This window comes from Paenibacillus thalictri, from assembly GCF_004307995.1.
Taxonomy (GTDB): Bacteria; Bacillota; Bacilli; order Paenibacillales; family NBRC-103111; genus Paenibacillus_AF; species Paenibacillus_AF thalictri.
Genome location: NZ_SIRE01000020.1, coordinates 62,190 through 80,573, shown reverse-complemented (window position 1 = coordinate 80,573; position 18,384 = coordinate 62,190). Strand labels below are relative to the sequence as shown.

The following is an 18,384-nucleotide window of genomic DNA, read 5'->3' as shown; positions in this document are numbered from 1 at the left end:
CTTTTCTGACTCAATCTAATCTGTTTCCCCCCCTTTCTGTGTTGGCTATTTCCCATGATAGCGCTTTTATTTTTTTGTTAAACTCATGTTTCTATGCAAAAGGGATACGATTCTTGTTTATGAAAGCGTTTTAGATCCGATTCTTCGAAATATGGATACGATTCTCAGGATTCTGCTTATCGGATTTACAGTTCACGAATGAATCACTATACTATCCTATAAGCGTTATTTGAAAACGCTATTTTTATGAAAGCGTGTGAGGCCAACTTGAAATTTATCAGTTTGCGCACCAAGTTAATCGTTGCTTTTGTCGCGTTTGTACTGCTGCCCATTCTCGGATCAAGCATTTATGCGTACCGTGTATTTGAGGTTACGCTGCGAAATCAGATAGAATCGGCTGCAGCCGACCGGCTTAATCAAGTAAATATGGACCTCACCCGAAAGCTGAACACCATGATGAATGCCACAAGCTCCGTTATGCTCGATGAAAATGTGCGCCGCCTGCTGTTGGAGCCTCCCCGCAACGTGCGGGAGCATCTTGATGGAGTCCAGCAAATGGACAAAAAATTTATTGAAATATCCACGGCTATCGTCAGCAATACGATGTACTTTTCCTTATTCGATAATTATGGCAATTTGTATACAAACTGGGGCCAGTCTGCAGAAGCGTATGATGCCATTACTTCCTCTGACTGGTGGCAAAAAACATCGGATGAGAACGGATACATGGTATGGACGCTTAATCATCCAAGCTATGCACGGCCAAACCAAAACCTGATAACCGTTTCAATGATCGTTCGCGACAGCAGCTTTAATCAAATAGGAGTTCTGGTCATTAGCGAGCCAACAACCTATTACCTCGAAATTTTGAATTCATCCCGTTCCTCCAGTAAAAGCTATGGATTGTTGGTAGGGAAGGACGGCAGTATTCTAGGCAGCGATTCGAATTACGCGGCACGGCTGTATACTCATATCCAGCCGGCACTTCCAGCGTTTGATGATACTTTTACTACCGAAATTGAAGGCGAGAAAATGGTCGTAAGTACGTATTCCAACCCTCTTGCCGAATGGCGTTTCATTCAATTCGTACCGCATAAAGGAATCTTTGAACCGATATACAAAATAAGAAATACCGTCTCGATTACGCTGGCCGTCAGTATGACTATCTTTGTGATGATTATTATCTTCTTTTCCTCGATGCTGACCAAACCGTTGCGTAAGCTCAGAGAAATGATGCATTTGGTGCAGAAGGGGCATCTTGATGTATCCAGCAATATCCGTACGCGGGATGAAATCGGGCTGGTCGGTAGAAGCTTTGATTCGATGCTTGTTAAGCTGCGAAATCATATTGATCATGAAATCGAACTGGAACGTCACAAAGAACAGGCCAAACTGGAAGCGCTGCAAGCACAGATTAATCCGCACTTTTTGCACAATACATTAAATACAATCCGCTGGATGTCCATTATGGCCGGTACTAAGCATATTACCGAAATGCTGGTGTCGCTGGGTCATTTGCTTGAAATGAGCATTCATCGAGGGCAAGAGCAAGTCCTGCTAAGGGAAGAACTGGAGAACGTCCAATATTTCTTAACTATTCAAAAGTATCGCTTTGGAGACAACATTAAAGTCATTGAGGAGATCGCTCCTGAAACTCTGGACACTACGGTTCCTAAGCTGTCACTTCAGCCTTTGGTGGAGAATGTATACCGGCATGCATCTTTTCAAGACGGGCAAGGAATCATGGTCATACGGTCCAGGAAAGATACCCAAGGTACGTTATTACTGGAAGTGGTTGATAACGGTTTGTTCGTGAATAAAGCGAAAATAGGTGAAATGCTTGAACAGATAACTAAGGTTGAAAGCAACTCCTTGTCAGGAATCGGACTAAAAAACGTTCATAAACGCATACAAATGATGTTTGGTGAATCGTTTGGACTCCATATAGAACGCCGTGAAGCTGAAGGCACCACTCATGTCTCACTCAAATTACCTTTCAGAAATGAGGGAGATCCCGTTGCAAATATTGATCGTTGAAGACGAAATTCTCGTTAGACAAGGTATTATTTCAGGTATTGAGTGGGCCAAACACGGCATTGAAATCGTCGGCGAGGCCGCGGACGGTTACAGCGGATTGGAGCTCGTAAGAACGACCAAACCGGATATGGTCATAACCGATATTAAAATGCCGATTATGGACGGCTTAGAAATGATCCGCCACATCCGTAAAGAACTGCCCGATATCAAAATCATGATTCTGAGTGTGCGCGAAGATTTTCAATCGGTGCAAGAAGCTCTGCGACTTGGAGTCATCGACTACGTCCATAAATTAACGATGAGCCCGGAAGAATTATTAACCGCCGTCTTGAAGATTAAATCCGCTTTGACGGAACCACTTACGATTCCAACGGACCCGCCCGATCCGATTGTTCATGAAGACGATAGTATGTCTGAATGGCTGCATGGTAAAACAGTACCCTATTGGGAGCAATGGATTACGGGTAATGAATGGCTCCTTATCGGGAAAATTTATGTTTCGTCTACTTCCTCCGCATCACAACTAATAAAAAGTATGCTGCATTCCAAGAGCGCATCCATAACCCGCCATATGGTCATGGACAAGGAAGATCCTAGCGTCTATTGGATTCTCATTAAATGCATGAATCGAGGCATTGAGCCCTCCATCGTCCATACTGCGCTTAGCAGTTTTTTGCGAAAAGCAACCGGGGGAGGCCATTCCGTTTCTATCGGTTTAAGTCTCCCTTTTCAATCCAGCTCGGAAAAGTCGACAGCCATACATCAAGCTGCTGCGGCATTGGAGCATAAGTTTTATAATGGAAACGGATTTGTCAGTATCTACACGCCGCGAACACTTCCGCAAAATAATCAGCCTTTTATTACAGCCATCAGCCTAAAGGAATATTTGGTCGCTCTTGAAACCTTGGAAGATGACACGGCCCTTCAAAAGTTTCATGAACTCTTTCCAAGTGAGGCCGACACATCGATGGGCGCCCAACGAATCCGCGACGGCATCTACCGGTGGCAGTCTACCGTGCTTTCATTGCTTAATGATTGGGGTGGGGATATGCAGGATTCCCTGATGAACGAAACGCCGTTTGATATTATAACCAACTTAAGAACGTATCCCGAGCTGCTTGATTGGTGCTTGCGGCTGCATACCGTAGTTCAGGAAAAGCTGCATCATCTTAAGTCGGTAAAACATAGTTCGGAAATCGGAAAGTCAATTTCCTTTATCCGGGATAACTTCCACAAACCACTGCGGGTACAGGACGTTGCGGCTGAAGTGAATCTTAGCGAGAACTATTTCAGCTATATGTTCACCAAATGCACGGGCAAAACCTTCGTTCATTTTTTACATGAAACAAGGGTTGAAAAAGCCAAGGAGCTGCTGCGAAGCTGCGATTCCTATTGGTTCACAATAGGAGAACAGGTCGGGTTTGAAAACCCCAAATATTTCGCGAAAATTTTCAAGCGCTTTACAAAATTGACACCCGCGCAGTATAAAAAAAGCAAGGTCACTATATGAACTGAAAACGGGCATACATCCTCACCGAAAAGAGTTAAGTTTTTTCAACCGTTCTAATTGAAAAAGCTTCGTCAGTCCGCAATGCGGAGCTGGCGAAGCTGGCGAAGCTTGTTTGTCCATAACGCAGCAATCGTCTCCATGTGCTTTGCGAGCAGATGCTCCAGTTGCTTTACGCTTGCAATTTTCGGGACATAGGAAAGAAGCCTATATAAGGAATGAATTCAAATGGCATTAATGCCGCAGTCTCCCCCTCCTGCGTGCGGAACTGCAACAATCCTTTAAAATAACCTCTCCTGCAAAAATCAAGAGCTGCTTCGACGCCGCCATCAATACTTGCTGCTTTCCCTGTACAAGCTTGGCGTGACGCCTTCGTATTTTTTAAACAGCCGGATGAACGTGCTGATGCTGTAAAAACCTACAGAATCGCAAATGTCCTTGATCAAAATTTCGTCGTTTCGCAGCAGCTGCTTTGATTTCTCCACCCGCAGCTTGTTGATGTAATCGGTCAGCGTATCTCCCACCTGCTCTTTGAAATAACGTGACAAATACGAAGGGTGGATGCCGAACTTCTCGGAGATCGTGTTCACGGACATATTATGATCGCTGTACTGGTCATGAATAAATTCCAAAACATCTTCCTTCAGCCGGAAGTTGTGGCTTTTTTTTCTGGAATCGACGTGATTGCATACTTTATTCAGGAAAAGCGTCATCCTTTCCTTCATCGCAGCAACGGTGATGCCGCTCATCAGCTCCTGGATCGCTTTGCGGTTTTCCTCGTACAGCTCGGTTTGCCCGAGATTCGCTTCCATCGCGGCTTTCATCATCGTGCTGATCATGTCGAACATCAGGCAGCGGACCATCTCGATCGACAGCTCCTGCCCGGTCAAGTTGACATGCAGCACCTCGTCGAGCACAGCCTTAGCCAAGGCGAATTCGCCGGCTTTCACATAGTTGATCAGCTGCTGCTCTTTATCCAATGGATATACGTAAGACATGATCTGCCGTTTGATCTGCTCGTAGGAGATGATCGTCTGCGTGCCCAGCAGCATCCGGTATTCCATCGCTTCTATCGCCTCTTGGTAGGCGGCGGGCAGTCCGGCCGGCGATTCATGAAGCTTGCTGACGGCAGCGGTAAAATAAATGTGGAAGCGGCTGGCGATAAATCGCTGCGCTTCTTCGATCATCCGCAGCACATCATGCTCCGCTTCTTCCGCCGGCATCTGCGGTTTGACATTCAGAATGCACGCCAGCAGCTCATCAATCTCCACAACCCAACCTTGATGCGTTTTGCTCGACAGCTCCTCCACAATATTGGAAATGATCAGCCGGACCATTTCCCGTTTTTTCTCCAGATCGGTTTCATGGGGGCGGAAAAATCCGCTGAAATCTTCAAGGAATATCAGAACGACCGCAAACGGCCCGGCACGGAAGCTGACATTGTATTCGGCCAGCGCTTCGCGGACGGGAAAATCGTTTTCGGTTCTTCCCTTAAGCAGCCGGATAAACAGGTTGGAGCGCAGCACGTTTTTTTGCTTCTCAATCATTTGGTTCATTTGATGGTTGCGGTCCATCGTATTTTCGATCGCTTCTTCAATGTAGTCGTATTCGTTCAGCGCGGCGCCCGGATCCAGCTTGGAGCGCTCCGCCAAGGAACGCACCAGACGGCGCAGCGGGACGTAATTTTGCCGGGCGAACCATACCGCCAGTGCGGCGCAGATCAGCACGGCCGCGGCCAGCATAAGAAGCGTCAGATTGCGGATATATTCGGCTTTTTCGCTGTATAAACGGGAGGGCAGCACGTAGACGTACTTCCAGTTGGTACGGTTTGATTGGATAAATGAAACAACGACGTCTTCGCCGTTCGACTTGCCTTGCACGAAGCCAAGTTCGCCGTTCAGGTTGGCAAAATCGGGCAGTCCGGGATGGTCTCTTTCCGAGGAAGCGAGAATATGGTTTGTGCCGTCCAAAATATACACATTGCCTTGATTGTACGCTTGGATGTTGCGGATGGCCGACAGCAGCTTCTCTTCGTTCAGCTCGATAATCAAGGTCGCCAGCGGCGTATTCCGCTCGTCGATCGGCAGCGATTGCGCAAACAAAATACCGGTGTTCGCCTGCCCTTTTACCTCCTGCATGTTAATAAATTGCCCGCGGTACGTCTTCCCCAAAAACTGCTTCCACCCGTTCGGCGACAGGCTGGTTTCGGAGAGGCGCAAGTCGTAATACATCGAGGTATCGTAATATGACGATTCGGTCAGCACAAAACCTCCCATCTTAAAATACACATAAAAATGGTCCACATACCGGTTTGTGCTGTTGTACGTGCGAAAGTCGGCCAGCGCCTGCACCATCGCAATGCGGTCCTCAGCCTCCAGATGTTCGGGCGTACGCATCAGCTGCCGCACCCTGGGGTTAAGCGAAATCATTTCGCTTAAGCGGTATGTATAATCGATATGATTGTCAATATCCTGCTGAAGCTGGGTCAGCAAAGCGGAATTCGCCCGGTTGATTTCGTCTTCAATGACATGTTTTGTTTGAATATACACGACGACCATAATGATGATAGGGATCAGCATAATGAGCGCATAGGAGCGGATCCATCTGTTCAGCACACTGTTTGTTTTTCGACGTCCCATACGAATCACACTCTTCACACTCCGCTGCGGTCTGGCTTAACCTTTTATAGAGCCAATCATAACACCTTTGACAAAGTATTTCTGCATAAACGGGTAAATGAACAAAATCGGCAGCGTCGCCACCATAATCGTCGCGTATTTGATGCTTTCGCCGACCGCCTCCACCTCTCCCGCCGAAGATTGGCTGGTCATATATTCCGTGCTGTTCTGAATTAATATTTCCCGCAAAATGAGCTGCAGCGGAAACAAGTTGCGGTCCCGCAAATACAACATCGCGGAAAACCACGCATTCCAATGCTGCACGCCGTAAAATAAAATCATCACCGCGATGACCGGCATCGACAAAGGAATCACAACCCGGAACAAAATGTGGAAATCCTGCGCGCCGTCGATTTTGGCCGATTCGATCAAGCTTTCCGGGATGGACCCAAACGAGGTGCGGAGAATAATTAAATTCCACGTGGAGATAAGCCCCGGGATAATCAAGGCAAACAAATTATTGCCGAGGCCAAGCCAATTGTTAACCAGCAAATAAGAAGGAATCATCCCCCCTGAGAAAAACATCGTAAATACGATCAGCAGCATCACTTTGTTGGTCCAAGGCACCCCTTTGCGCGACAGCACGTAAGCCCCCATGCTGGTCAGCACCAAGTTCAGGATCGTCCCGACGGTGACGACAAACAACGTGTTGCTGTAACCTCTGACGATGTTCGGATTAAGGAAAACAAGCTTATATGCTTCAAACGTAAAACCTTGCGGCCACAAAAGCGCCCCGGTATGAGACATGAGCAGCCGAGAATCGCTCAACGAGGACATCAGCACATAAATAAAAGGATACAAAGTGACTACAACCATAAACAGCATAAGTAAAATATTGATGAGCGAAAAAGCGGTCTCGCCTGCGCTTTTGCGAATCGTATTCGAATGCAAGATGAATCGTCCCCTTCCTTACCTACCAAAGGCTGTTTTCGCTGAGTTTCCGGCTGATTTGATTGGCGACGACCAGCAGCACAAAATTAACCGCCGACTGAAACAACCCGACAGCCGTCGCGTAGCTGAATTCGAACGAAGCGCCGAGGCCTTTGCGGTACACGAAGGTATTGATCACATCGGCGGTCACGTAGGTGTTCGGATTGTACAGCAGGATGATTTTTTCAAAGCCGATGTCGAGCATATGGCCGATTTTCAAAATAAACAAAATAATGATGATCGGGGCGATGCCGGGCAAAGTGATATTCAGCGTTTGCTTCCAGCGGTTTGCGCCGTCGATTTTTGCGGCTTCATACAACTCGGGATTGATGCCGGTAATCGCGGCCAAATAAATGATCGAACTCCAGCCGACGGTTTGCCAAATATCCGAGACGATATAGACGGTCCGAAAATATTCCGGATACGCCAGCAGCGCGGTGCGATCCATGCCAAACCAGACGAGCAGATCCATAATGACGCCGTCGCGGGCGACAAATTGCGTAATCATGCCGCAAATGATAATTAAGGATATAAAATGCGGCAAATACGTGACCGTCTGGACCAGCCGTTTAAAAAAACGCCCGCCGATTTCGTTGATCAGCAGCGCGAAAAGAATCGGTGCCGGGAAGGCAAACAGCAGCTGGTACACATTCAGCAGCAGCGTATTTTTCAGCAGGCGGCCGAAATAATAGCTGTCAAAAAAGCTTTGGAAATGTTTAAAGCCAACCCAAGGGCTGTCCAAAAAGCCTTGCGCCACCCGATAATCCTTAAAAGCGATCAGCGCCCCGTACATCGGCACATAATGCAACACTGCGTAATAAAGCAGCACCGGAAAAATCATCAGGTACAAATATTTATGTTTGCGGTAATCGTTCAGCAGGCTTCTCATTTTTGCTTTCTTCACCCCATCTGTTGTGAAAACAAGCCGGCAGGGCATTCCGTGGCCCGTCCTGCCGGCGAGTCCTCATCTTCCGTTTGTTGTCGCGTTGGTTCCGCCAGGCGCGCCGAACCGAACAACTGCACGCCGGCGGCAGCTTGCAAGCTGGCTACTTCCGCTTGTTGTAGCGTTCGAGCGCGGCTTGCTTAAGTTCGATGGCTCTTTCGATTTTCAAGCTTTTTAATTGGCTTTTGTACTTATCGAAATTGCCGATCGGCTCGGCGCCCATCACGAATTTCAGGAACATTTCGCTTTGGTACGTATTCACTTCCGCCATAATGGAAGAAAGCTCGCTGGCTTCCTCCGGCGTTTGCGTAATGCGCGGAAGCAGAATCGCATCGGCGTTTTTCTGGTGTTTGCTGAAGATTGCAGACGCTTCTTTCTGCTGCGGCAGCGCAAAATACTGATCCGCATATCGGTCGTCTCCGACAAGCCCCGGGGAAGGCTGAGCAACACGCAAATATTTGCCCATCGCTTCGCCAATCGACAGCTTATCCGGATTTTTCGTAATCAGATCGGTATATTTCGGGTATCCGTTCACCATATTGTAGGTCTGGCCTTCCACGCCAAACGATTTCAGCATATGGCCTTCGTCGGAGTAAAAGTAATCGAGCCACTTGGCGGTTTCGGCCACATTTTTGTTGGAGGTCGTGATGCCTGCGCTGCCGCCGCCGCGGTATTCATACGGCTTGTTGATGAACTTCGGCTCATCCCCTTTACGCAGCACCGGATAAGGAGCGCCGACCAGATCGTATTTCGGGTCTTTGTCCTGCATCGCGTTCAAATATTTGCCGATGCCGCCGCCAACCGCGGTTGTCAGCGCCCCTGCGGTATTGTTGGTGATTTTGGCATCCAACGATTTAGCATCCTGTGTGGCGAAGTCGGGGTCGATCAACCCTTCCTTGTACCAAGCGCTCATCTGGGTCAAGTAGTCTTTGTAGCCGGCTTCATAAGGGCCGTATTTGACCTTGCCGTTGTCCATGTAAAATTCCCAGCCGATGCCGTATGCGCCGTTAAACAGCTCTTTGTTCAAATCCGCAAGGCGCAGCGTAAACGGAGCTTTGCTTCCTTTCTTTTCCTTGAACTGGCGCAGCACATTGGTCCATTCATCCATCGTTTCGGGTACGGCCAGCCCCAAATCGTTCAGCCAGTCCTTGCGCAGCACAAGTCCCGAAGAAACGGCGTTGTTGCCGATGCCGATACCGGGGAACACGTAGATGGAGCCGTCGTCGGTGACGATCTCCTTTTTGAAATTCGGGTGCTCGTTCAAAAACTTCTTCAAATTCGGCGCGTATTTATCAATCACATCGTTTAATTTGATCAGCACCTTATCGGAAATCGCTTTCTCCGGGCCTCCGGGATAACGCGTGAAATCGTTCTCAATAATGTCGGGAAGTTTGCCCGAAGCGATCATCAGATTAAACTGCTCGGTTTCACTGCCAACCGCGGGATGCATGAAATCTATTTTTACGCCTGTGCGTTTCTCCATTTCCTGATAAACCAAAGCTTCGTTAAAATTTTTCAGCGAACGGGCCGCGTCAGCCGGCATCGCAACCCAGTAGGAAAGCTTGACCGGGCCACTTGAGGGCGGAGCAGCGGTGCCTGCGGCGGCTGTATTATTGCCGGCAGCAGGAGATGGGCTTGCCGAACCTTCGTCTTTGCCGGCAATTTGGCAGCCGGCTAGCAGACTGCCGGCCAGCGCCACGATAACAGTAGAAGCGGTGAGCTTTTTTTTCAAAACAATGACCTCCCTAAAAAGTAAAAATCAAATTCGCGATGTCCGGTCCATTTTCAGTATACCTGGAGCGATCCCAAATGCTATATGCAATTCGCGACGGCAATGCGCAAATGATGACATGCGCACCGTATGGATTGCGCATCTCTAATTAGGAACGGATTCCGTCTGCCAGCGGCTTATTTGCTCACGTACGATCCGGCGCACCGTATCCGCCATATCAAAGTTCAAATCCTTTGTTGGCTTCAGAGTGACGTTAGCCGTAAAGGCCGGATCCTCGACGATAGGCTCCACTGCCGCGATCACGGTTGACCGAAGTTCCGGATGCAGCTCCGATGTGCGCAGCAGCGCCATCAGCGAAAAGGAAAAATATTGGAAAAAATATTCCTCGTCATGATTGATAAACTCCACATCGGTCGATAAATTGACGAATTCTTCTTTGCTTTTCAAGATGTGCAGCAGCTCGGGTACGATCTCGGCGTCGCCCAGTTTGCCCAGCAAATAAATTGCCGCATATCCGCGGACCTGGTTGTATTTACGGCTTGTTTTCGGAACAAACGTATCCCGTTCCCTCATCATACCTCTGAGCACCGGGATGGCGGAGACATCCCCCAGCAAAGCGAGGGCAAAAGCGCTGTTTTTGCGCAAGTGTTCGTTATCCTCCTGTGCCATCCACTGCTTGAGCTCGGACCCGATAACGGGGGATCCTAATCTGCGCGCAGACCAGATGGCGAGACCCGGCTTCAGGCTGGATAAGCCTTCGCAGATGTCCTTTTTGTCCGTCAGCCAGCGCAGCGAAGCGATATGTTCGTCTTGCGTCGACATGCTTTCCTTAAAGCGCACATGGTTGGCCGGATTCAGGCAGCCGGTTTGCAGCAGCAGCGGCATCAGCTTGTCGTAAGCGATCTCGCGCAGCGGCAGCCCGTCTTCGATAGCCACCTTTGCGGCCAGCGCAGCAGCCTCGCCGCATTTCTGCATATCGCGTTTCATCCGGACGCATGCGGCTAGATCGTGGTCGATCGCCAAGGCGCGTCCGGCGATCAGCACATTGTCGAAGCCTTTGGGAATCAGCGCGCCCAGCGGGATCGGAACAGACATCGTAATGCCCCACATGCTGGCGGCTACCGCCCAGTCCTGCTGAAGATCGCTTTCGAAGGCGATATCTTTGCCATGGTTGTCGATGTTGGAATAAGCGTAAAAGACAGGCTGGTCGGTCAAACGATCCTCCAGCACATCGGCGAAAGTGACCTGCTCTTCGCCATCCATAAACCGTCCTTCGCGAATGCCCAATTGGGGAGCCAGCTTCAGAAATTTGCACGATTCCTCGAGGCGTTCCGGCAGATGGGTCGGCAGACAAGCGGAGCGGATAATCGCCTGCGACAAGTCCGCTTCTTGCGCCTGATCGACATAACCCGAGTCCGTATAAAATGCTCTAACCTTGTTGTCCTGCACCGATACAATCGGGTTGGAATAAGGTTGGGCTTTGCCGTCAAGCAAGCGGCCGGTCCGGCTGGCCGCTCCCGCCATCACGCATACCTCGGCGTCGCCCGAGGCGTCGATCAGGATACGGCAGCCCGCAGACTTAAGGCCGTCAGGGCCGATCCAGCGAACACCCGTAACGGAAGCTCCGTCCATGTACACGCCGATAACAGCACTTTCGTAATAAACGCGGGCTCCGGCGTCAAGCGCATAACGCTCCAACACATATTTCTTCAGCTCCCCGTTCAGACCCGCCGATTTCGTATAACCTGAGCCTGCGGCCTCCAGACGGCGCACCTCTTCATCAATTTCTTCATATAAGCCGCCCTTGGAGCCGTAATAGTAACCAAGCACAGCACCGATGGTCCCCGCGCCCCCCATGCCGGTGAGCCGCTCGAGCCCCAGCACGCGAAGGCCGCTGCGGGCTGCGGTAATCGCAGCGATCGCCCCGGCCGTGCCGAGGCCAACCACAATCACATCATAGCTGCGCTCAAAGACAGTATCTTCAGCCGGGGTTGATACGACGCTGCCTTGCTCGCGTTGAAACAACTTCATGACGAAATCACCTCTTTTTTTCCGAATGCATAACCGGCATCCATGGCCGACAGCGGATTCTCGAAGGCGGCGGACGGCATCCAAAGCCAGCCGTTGTCCAGTTCTTCGCAGCTGCGGGCCGGGACCGCCGCAAATTCGTCAGCCACAGCGGCGATCGTCCAGTCCTGCAGCTCAGCCGGGCGATCGGCCCAAAAGCGGTTTAGCGTATGACGGGCTTCCGCCCAATCGGCTTCAGGTGCAATCGGAAGCCGTAAATAAGCTTCCGATGCAAAGGCCCCTGGACTAATCCGGTCGGCGAATTCCTTCGGTATAGACAGTCCCGGCTTTTCGGCACCGGCATTAAAACCGGTAACGATGCTTGTAGCGGCGTTGGCTTCTGCATTAACGCTTGCGTTCGTATTGTGCAAAACGGCGCACACCGCCTTCTCCTTCACCGGAAACCGCCCCGGCAAAGACCGGCAGTCGGACGTCGTATCGACGATCCGGTTTGTCCATACCGTGCGGATACCGCCGGCGTCAAACAACGTCACGTCGTATCCATCAGCCCGCCTCGCAATGCCGACGACTTCGGTCATAAACCGGACCGAGCCGGATTTTCCCGATTGAAGCAATTGCTTGAATACAATCGGCGCCATACCGCCCAGATGTACCCGGCCTTCCAGTGTGAGCAGCCGTTTTTCTTCAAACTCCTTTTGAAGCTCCAGCGTTGGCGGAAACTCCGGCACGGACTTCCAGTCGCTTCCAGTCCGGTAGCTGTTAATGAATTCATGGCCGACCAATGTCGTGCGTTCGACTATCGCAAACGATCGGTCCATGCTCAGGCTCGCGCCGATACCGGCAAAGGTGGCTCCGACGATAAGCATTTCCAATGATGGTTGCATATTCTCCCCCCGTATTCAAACGTGATCCACTGCCAATTCGGCTTTAGTATAAACAGCTCCGAAACGAAGCGGCAATCGGCATTTCGGCAATTCATGCTCATTTAATGACCATGTCATCACATGCAAACCCGCTTACTATTTGCGCAGCAAGAAATCGCACAAAAAAAACACAACCCCTCTCAATCGAGAAGGGCTGTGCCAATTTTGATTATTTCATTTTTGCCGCTTGTATCAAGCAGCGACACTCCCATTCCGACGACGCCTTGAATGGGCTCGCCAACCGAAGTATGAAGCCGGGCTCCCGGACAATAGGCGCGGAGACTCCGGTACAGCTGATCGCGGACATAATTACAATGTCTCAGCACGCCGCCTTGCAAAATGACGGCAAACGGCGTCTGCTTTTCCCGCAACCGCAGCTTGCCGATCACCGCCTGAGACGCGGCAAATAACTCCTTTACTGCCGCCTCCAAAATATGCTGGCTGATCTTGTCTCCGGCTTGAGCCGCCGCATCGACCAACGGAGCCAGCCGACCTGTTTTTTCCACGGAATACTCCTGTCCGTATGTCCAGTTGAACAAATCTTCGGCGCCGCCGATGCCAAGGTGCGGAAAAATCCATTCACCCAGCAATGTGGCTTCGCCTCTTCCGTCGCTTGCCTTAAGAATCGCCTTGATCGCTTGCGCGCCGATCCAATAACCGCTTCCCTCGTCGCCTACCCGGTGCCCCCAGCCGCCCGCTCTGGCGCTGGCTTCCTGACCGTCGGTGCCGTATACGATTGAACCCGTGCCGGAAATGACGAGAATCCCCGGCTGGCCGCCGGTCGCTCCGACCAACGCGCAGAACCCGTCGTTTTCCACGACCACGCGATGCGCTGTAATCCCCGCCTGCCGCAGCGCTTCTTCCGCCATTGCCCGGGCAATAATGTAATCCGCCTGCGTATCGACACCGGCCAAAGCAAATAATGCGCATTCCAGCTCGAGAAGCGGTTCCGGTTGCTGTTTCAGCTCCAGCACCGGTTCAGGCCCTGGGCTCAGCTTGGGACCCAACCCGACGGTCGGTTCCGGCACCAGGCTCCGCTTCGGATCCAGCTCGTGCATCGGTTCAGGCTCCGGGTTCAGCTTTGGGTCCAGGTCGTGCATCAGGTCCTGCTTCGGGTTGAACTCGGGCATCAATTCCGCCCCGAGGCCCAGCCCAAGCCCATGCCTGCCCACAATTCCCGCCCCGCCTGCAGAGCCTGTCCGTAAGCTGCCCGCGGCTTCCGAAGCACCGGCAATTCCAGTCGAAGAGCAAGCGCTCGTGCGGCCTGCCGTTGCGATGCCGGTTGCGGCCAGTCCCGCCTTAGCTGCGCGGATGGCGCGAACGAGTTCAAGCGTCGCAGCCTCCCGGCCGACGCCCTGATAATTGCAGGAGCCTGCGCCGCCTTGGCTCAGCCAGCTCCCGTCCGCAGCCGCAAAAACCGCCGCACACTTCGTGCCCCCGCCGTCCACCGCCAGCAGCGGCACGGTCAGCCGCCCGGTCATGAACCCGTTCTCCAGCCGGTCAATGTGGCATCCAGCCGACCTAAAGCCTCGCCGCAGGTCTGCACCGCTTCGCGCAACCACACCTCTTGCACGCCAAGCTGCTCCCTGCGGCTTGCGATCAGACGCCGCATTTCCTGCGGGCTCGGCCCGCCTGGCAGCGTGCGGATGCTTACAAAATGAACCGGATCAAGCGCCAGCCGCAGCGCCTCCGCATCGAGCGACACCTCGCGCCCGATGATCTCGCGCGCCACCTCGTTTACGAGCGGCAGCCCGATCTCGTTTGCCGCCAAACCGCGCTCAAGCGCCTTTTTTACTACCCCGCTGACAATATGGTGCGAGGTGCGAAACGAGATATTTTCCGTACGCACCAACGTATCGGCCAGCTCGGTGACGGTAGCGAAGCTGCCCTGCGCCCGCTTCAGCAGCGTTTCTTTGTTCACCGACACCGTGCCGATCACGCAACCGAACAAGCGGTATATTTGCTCCAGTACCTGCAGCGCCTTCCATGCATAAGGCTGCATGTCGTCTTCCGTATCGACGATATCGCCGTACGGCGTGTTGTGCATCATCGTCAGCACCGTCTGCGCGTTGCCTGCGCAGCTGGACAGCAGCGAGCGCATATGCTCGAACGATACCGGGTTGCGCTTCTGCGGCATGATCGAGCTGATCTGCACATACGGCGCGGATACCTTCAACGCGCCGAACTCCTGCGTGCACCAAAGCAGCATGTCTTGCACGGAACGGCCCAGATGGATCGCCGCCAGCTGCACCGCAGCAGCGATTTCCGCCACGTAATCGGAGCCGCTGACAGCGTCGTACGAATTTTCCACCATCCCGTCAAAAGCAAGCAGCTCCATCATTCGTTCCCGGCTGACGGCAAAACCGGACGTCGTCAGCGCCGCCGCCCCCATGCTGCTGCGATTGCAATTGCCGTAAGCGGCGATCAGGCGCCGTATATCTCTGAACAGCGAATCCGCCATCGTTGTCATATAATGGGCGAGCGTTGTAGGCTGAGCTTGCTGCGTATGCGTATAACCGAGCATCACCGTATCGGTATGCTCTTCGGCGAAAGCAAGCAATATGCGCTGCAGGCCCAACGCCGAAGCCAATACTTCTTGCAGCTTCTCTCTGAGCACGATTCGGTAAATGGCGATGCCCATATCGTTGCGGCTGCGTGCCAAATGAAGATTGCCTGCGACCTCTCCGCCTAGCCTCAGCAGCTCGCTCTCCACTTGAAAAAACAAATCCTCGAACTCACCCGTATATTCGGCTTTCCCCAGAGCTTCGAGATCAACACCGCGGATCGCCCCGGCAATCACTCCGGCCTCCTCCGGTGAGATCAGCCGCTGCTCCTTCAGCATAATCAAATGCGCTTTATTAATCGCCATCATCGGACCCAGCAGGTGAGTTCTGGCCTCCCGAAAAGCGGGACCAAGCACCACCTCGGCATACGTTTTCCCTGGGAAAACTTGGCCCTCCTCCTGCAAAATCTTTTCACGCTCGTTAACGCTCATCTTTGTTGTCCTCCTGTTCCATCATCGACGCTCTTCTTTTCTTCGCTCCGCGGAATCGGCTTCACCGGCCTTCCGCCGCCGTCTGACTGATCATATTGGCGAACATCCGGATCGCGCCCGGGACCAAATTCGGAATTTCCCTATACCACACCAGCGTGCTGTAGGTGTAGACACCCCGACCGAAACGCGCGGTCAGAAAAATTCCGTCAAACGGCTGCTCGCCCGCGTCGCCCGTAGAGATCAAAGGCGTATACCGCTCGCTCCAAGCGCAAGGGATATAAATGGCGCGTTCCTGAATCCAATGGTCCCAATCGGCTTTCGTAATGTGATTCGGATCATGAAACATACTGTGATCCGGAGCCAATACGCGCACCTCGGAATGTTCGTCGGTGACGCGCCATTCGATAAACGGCTCTCTGATTTCAATCGGATAAGGTGCCAGCTCCGGCTTCCAATTATCCTCCGGCTTATGGTATTGAACGACCAGGTTGCCGCCGTTTTCCACATATCGAAGCAGCCGCTCATTGCACAAAGTCAGCTCCGGGCGGAACGCATAAGCGCGAATGCCCAGCACAATCGTATCATATTCGGACAAATCGCCGAATTGAATATCTTTTTCCTCCAGCTTCGTTACATCGACGCCGATCAGCTCCAAATATTCGTCAATCCGGTCAAAACCGCTGGATACGTACCCGACTTTGAGCTTCTCCCGAATTTTCAGATCAAACGCTTGGATCCGCAGCCCGGATTGCTGAATCCAATAACTTCTGCCAATATGCGGGTATTGGATCACCTGCGTTCTGCAGATGCTTTCCATCTTGTCGTTCCAGGCGATGACGGAAAGCTGATAGCTCCCGTTCGTCAATTCGGATGACGGATGCACGTCAAACGACACCGCCTTTGTTTCACCCTTAAATGTAAAATCTAACGTATGCGTCTTCGGTTCCGTCTTCCAGCCGGCAGGTACAAGCAGCGACACATTGGCGTCGCACGCTTCCGGATGATCACCCCGCACCGTTACTTTCACCGGAATCGGTCCGGCCGGCTGCAGCGTGTTAAGAATCATCGAAGGCGGCTGCAAACAGACGGAAAACGCCGGGATAACGGCAATCGCCTGAGCCGGTTCGATACGAATGCTGCCTAGTGTATCAAAAGCTTCATATTCGATATCCGCCGTAATGACCGGCTCCGCGTACGGATCGAAATAAGCAGCGTCGTCAGGCACCTTAACCGTATATTCCGCCGATCTCGTCTCATTATAGACCAGTTTGTCAAAACCGGTTTCGCCTGTCGCCGCCACTTCCCATCCCGCGGGAGCATTCAGCTTGACGCGCACATGCTGGACAGGCACGATGCCGCCGTTAAAGCAGGTCACCGTCACTTGGGTCGTCTGTCCGCGTACCAGCTCGTTCGAGCCGGGTTTCACCTTGGCGATCAGCGATAAGGCTTCCGCTCCGGCCGTCTCCAGCTGCTTCAGTTTTACCTGCAGCCTGTGCAGAAGATCCGCCTTCACGGCTTCGCTGAGCCGGGAGTGAGCGATATCGGACAAGGAGGCACACACATTGGTTTTCATCCGCTGAATTTCAAACGCCACCTTGGAAAAATGCGGATATTGAGCGAGCAGTCGCTTCACATTGCCGTGAATGCGCCGCAAGCCCCGAACAACTTGTCTGGCACCGCCAAGCTTGTCGATCTCCCCGGCCAAATCTTCGAATGTAACGGCGATGCCGGTAAAAAAGTCTTCTTCTTTTAAAACGATTGGCGTAGTGGATAATTGCAGTTTGTAATAATTGTTGTTTGGCCCTTCCTCCACATGCCAACCCATGCCTTGGCTTTTATGCAAAAAACGCGACTGCTCACCCAGCTGTACGTAAGAAGCGCCGTAAATCTCGTTATATTCCCCTGTCGGCACAAACACAGTATAGTCGTTTTCGTCTGCCGGGACGTACATCTTTTTGATCTGCCACGGCCGGAGACCGGCCCGGTAATGGGCCGGAAACACCGCCGGGTCGGCCGCGTCGTGAAACGCCCGCAGCGTCAATATCGTCATCGCCCGATGGTGCCCGTGTGTCGTCGGTTCGTTAAGAAATGTCGTAAACACGACGTCCGGGCGGGTGATGCGAATATGCCGGATCAAACGTTCGTAAACGACCCGCTCGCCCCATTTGTCAAACGTTTCTTGAGCGCATTTGGAGAAACCGAAGTCGCAGATCGGGTCCCCGATCTGTTCGCTTAACAAGCGGAGCGTCACATTGAGCACCGCCGATGCCTGCTGCAGCTCGCGGGTGCGGATGACGCCCAGCGCATCGCCGAGTTCGCCGCCAATCTCGTTTTGCCCGCCTTCCCCGCGTGTTGCGATCAGGCTGTACGTATCGGCCCCCCGTCCCAGCGAATAAAAAGCAAGCGTATCGCTGTGCTCGTCGTCGGGATGGGCTCCGGTATTCATCACGCTGGAAACGGTAGACAGCGGAAATATCGATTTCCACAAATCCACGATGCCGTACCGGGAGTTGATCATTTTTGCTGCCGACAAACCGACCTCTGCATCGTTTTTATCCATGGAAACGGCTGGCTTTACCCTGCCTTGGTTCATAAACGAAAGTCCCCTCTA

The 18,384-nt window shown here is 52.1% G+C and carries 11 protein-coding genes; 2 read left to right on the top strand and 9 right to left on the bottom strand.

Features of this window, described 5'->3' with window-relative positions:
- Positions 1 to 267 precede the first annotated feature (267 nt).
- Both EYB31_RS25895 and EYB31_RS25890 read left to right on the top strand, forming a co-directional pair.
- Positions 268 to 2,037 carry a sensor histidine kinase gene (locus tag EYB31_RS25895; protein ID WP_165452621.1) on the top strand — a complete coding sequence of 590 codons (1,770 nt, stop codon included), beginning with the start codon at positions 268 to 270 and terminating at the stop codon, positions 2,035 to 2,037.
- A complete protein-coding gene (locus EYB31_RS25890; protein ID WP_165452620.1) occupies positions 2,018 to 3,547 on the top strand; it encodes a response regulator transcription factor in 1,530 nt (509 codons plus the stop codon). Before EYB31_RS25895 ends, EYB31_RS25890 begins: the two co-directional genes overlap by 20 nt.
- 326 nt (positions 3,548 to 3,873) lie before the next feature.
- Here EYB31_RS25890 and EYB31_RS25885 read toward each other — a convergent pair whose 3' ends face one another.
- The 9 genes from EYB31_RS25885 to EYB31_RS25845 all read right to left on the bottom strand — a co-directional run bounded on the left by EYB31_RS25885 (position 3,874) and on the right by EYB31_RS25845 (position 18,366).
- The gene (locus EYB31_RS25885) at positions 3,874 to 6,183 is read right to left on the bottom strand and encodes an AraC family transcriptional regulator (protein WP_131016331.1); all 2,310 of its coding nucleotides are present in this window, start codon (positions 6,181 to 6,183) and stop codon (positions 3,874 to 3,876) included.
- A gap of 36 nt (positions 6,184 to 6,219) precedes the next feature.
- Positions 6,220 to 7,047, bottom strand: a complete 828-nt coding sequence (locus EYB31_RS25880; RefSeq protein ID WP_131016439.1) for a carbohydrate ABC transporter permease — start codon at positions 7,045 to 7,047, stop codon at positions 6,220 to 6,222.
- An 88-nt stretch (positions 7,048 to 7,135) separates the two neighbouring features.
- Entirely contained in the window at positions 7,136 to 8,041 is a 906-nt protein-coding gene (locus EYB31_RS25875) for an ABC transporter permease (RefSeq protein WP_131016438.1), read from the bottom strand.
- Between the two features lie 157 nt (positions 8,042 to 8,198).
- Positions 8,199 to 9,827, bottom strand: a complete 1,629-nt coding sequence (locus tag EYB31_RS25870; RefSeq protein ID WP_131016330.1) for a type 2 periplasmic-binding domain-containing protein — start codon at positions 9,825 to 9,827, stop codon at positions 8,199 to 8,201.
- Positions 9,828 to 9,971: 144 nt separating this feature from the next.
- The gene (locus EYB31_RS25865; protein WP_131016329.1) at positions 9,972 to 11,858 is read right to left on the bottom strand and encodes an FAD-dependent oxidoreductase; all 1,887 of its coding nucleotides are present in this window, start codon (positions 11,856 to 11,858) and stop codon (positions 9,972 to 9,974) included.
- Positions 11,855 to 12,739 (bottom strand): hypothetical protein, encoded by an 885-nt coding sequence (locus tag EYB31_RS25860; RefSeq protein ID WP_131016328.1) that lies wholly within the window; start codon positions 12,737 to 12,739, stop codon positions 11,855 to 11,857. The genes EYB31_RS25865 and EYB31_RS25860 overlap by 4 nt, the downstream gene beginning before the upstream one ends.
- A gap of 179 nt (positions 12,740 to 12,918) precedes the next feature.
- Complete coding sequence (locus EYB31_RS25855) at positions 12,919 to 14,259, bottom strand: BadF/BadG/BcrA/BcrD ATPase family protein (RefSeq protein WP_131016327.1); 1,341 nt, start codon at positions 14,257 to 14,259, stop codon at positions 12,919 to 12,921.
- Positions 14,256 to 15,773, bottom strand: a complete 1,518-nt coding sequence (argH, locus tag EYB31_RS25850; protein WP_131016326.1) for an argininosuccinate lyase — start codon at positions 15,771 to 15,773, stop codon at positions 14,256 to 14,258. The genes EYB31_RS25855 and argH overlap by 4 nt, the downstream gene beginning before the upstream one ends.
- Positions 15,774 to 15,834: 61 nt before the next feature.
- Complete coding sequence (locus EYB31_RS25845; RefSeq protein WP_240762869.1) at positions 15,835 to 18,366, bottom strand: NEW3 domain-containing protein; 2,532 nt, start codon at positions 18,364 to 18,366, stop codon at positions 15,835 to 15,837.
- Positions 18,367 to 18,384 lie beyond the last annotated feature (18 nt).

Coding starts and splice junctions, on each gene's coding strand:
- EYB31_RS25885 (WP_131016331.1), bottom strand. CDS start 6,183: ATGGGACGTCGAAAAACAAACAGTGTGCTGAACAGATGGATCCGCTCC.
- EYB31_RS25880 (WP_131016439.1), bottom strand. CDS start 7,047: ATGCTGTTTATGGTTGTAGTCACTTTGTATCCTTTTATTTATGTGCTG.
- EYB31_RS25875 (WP_131016438.1), bottom strand. CDS start 8,041: ATGAGAAGCCTGCTGAACGATTACCGCAAACATAAATATTTGTACCTG.
- EYB31_RS25865 (WP_131016329.1), bottom strand. CDS start 11,858: ATGAAGTTGTTTCAACGCGAGCAAGGCAGCGTCGTATCAACCCCGGCT.
- EYB31_RS25860 (WP_131016328.1), bottom strand. CDS start 12,739: ATGCAACCATCATTGGAAATGCTTATCGTCGGAGCCACCTTTGCCGGT.
- EYB31_RS25855 (WP_131016327.1), bottom strand. CDS start 14,259: ATGACCGGGCGGCTGACCGTGCCGCTGCTGGCGGTGGACGGCGGGGGC.
- argH (WP_131016326.1), bottom strand. CDS start 15,773: ATGAGCGTTAACGAGCGTGAAAAGATTTTGCAGGAGGAGGGCCAAGTT.
- EYB31_RS25845 (WP_240762869.1), bottom strand. CDS start 18,366: ATGAACCAAGGCAGGGTAAAGCCAGCCGTTTCCATGGATAAAAACGAT.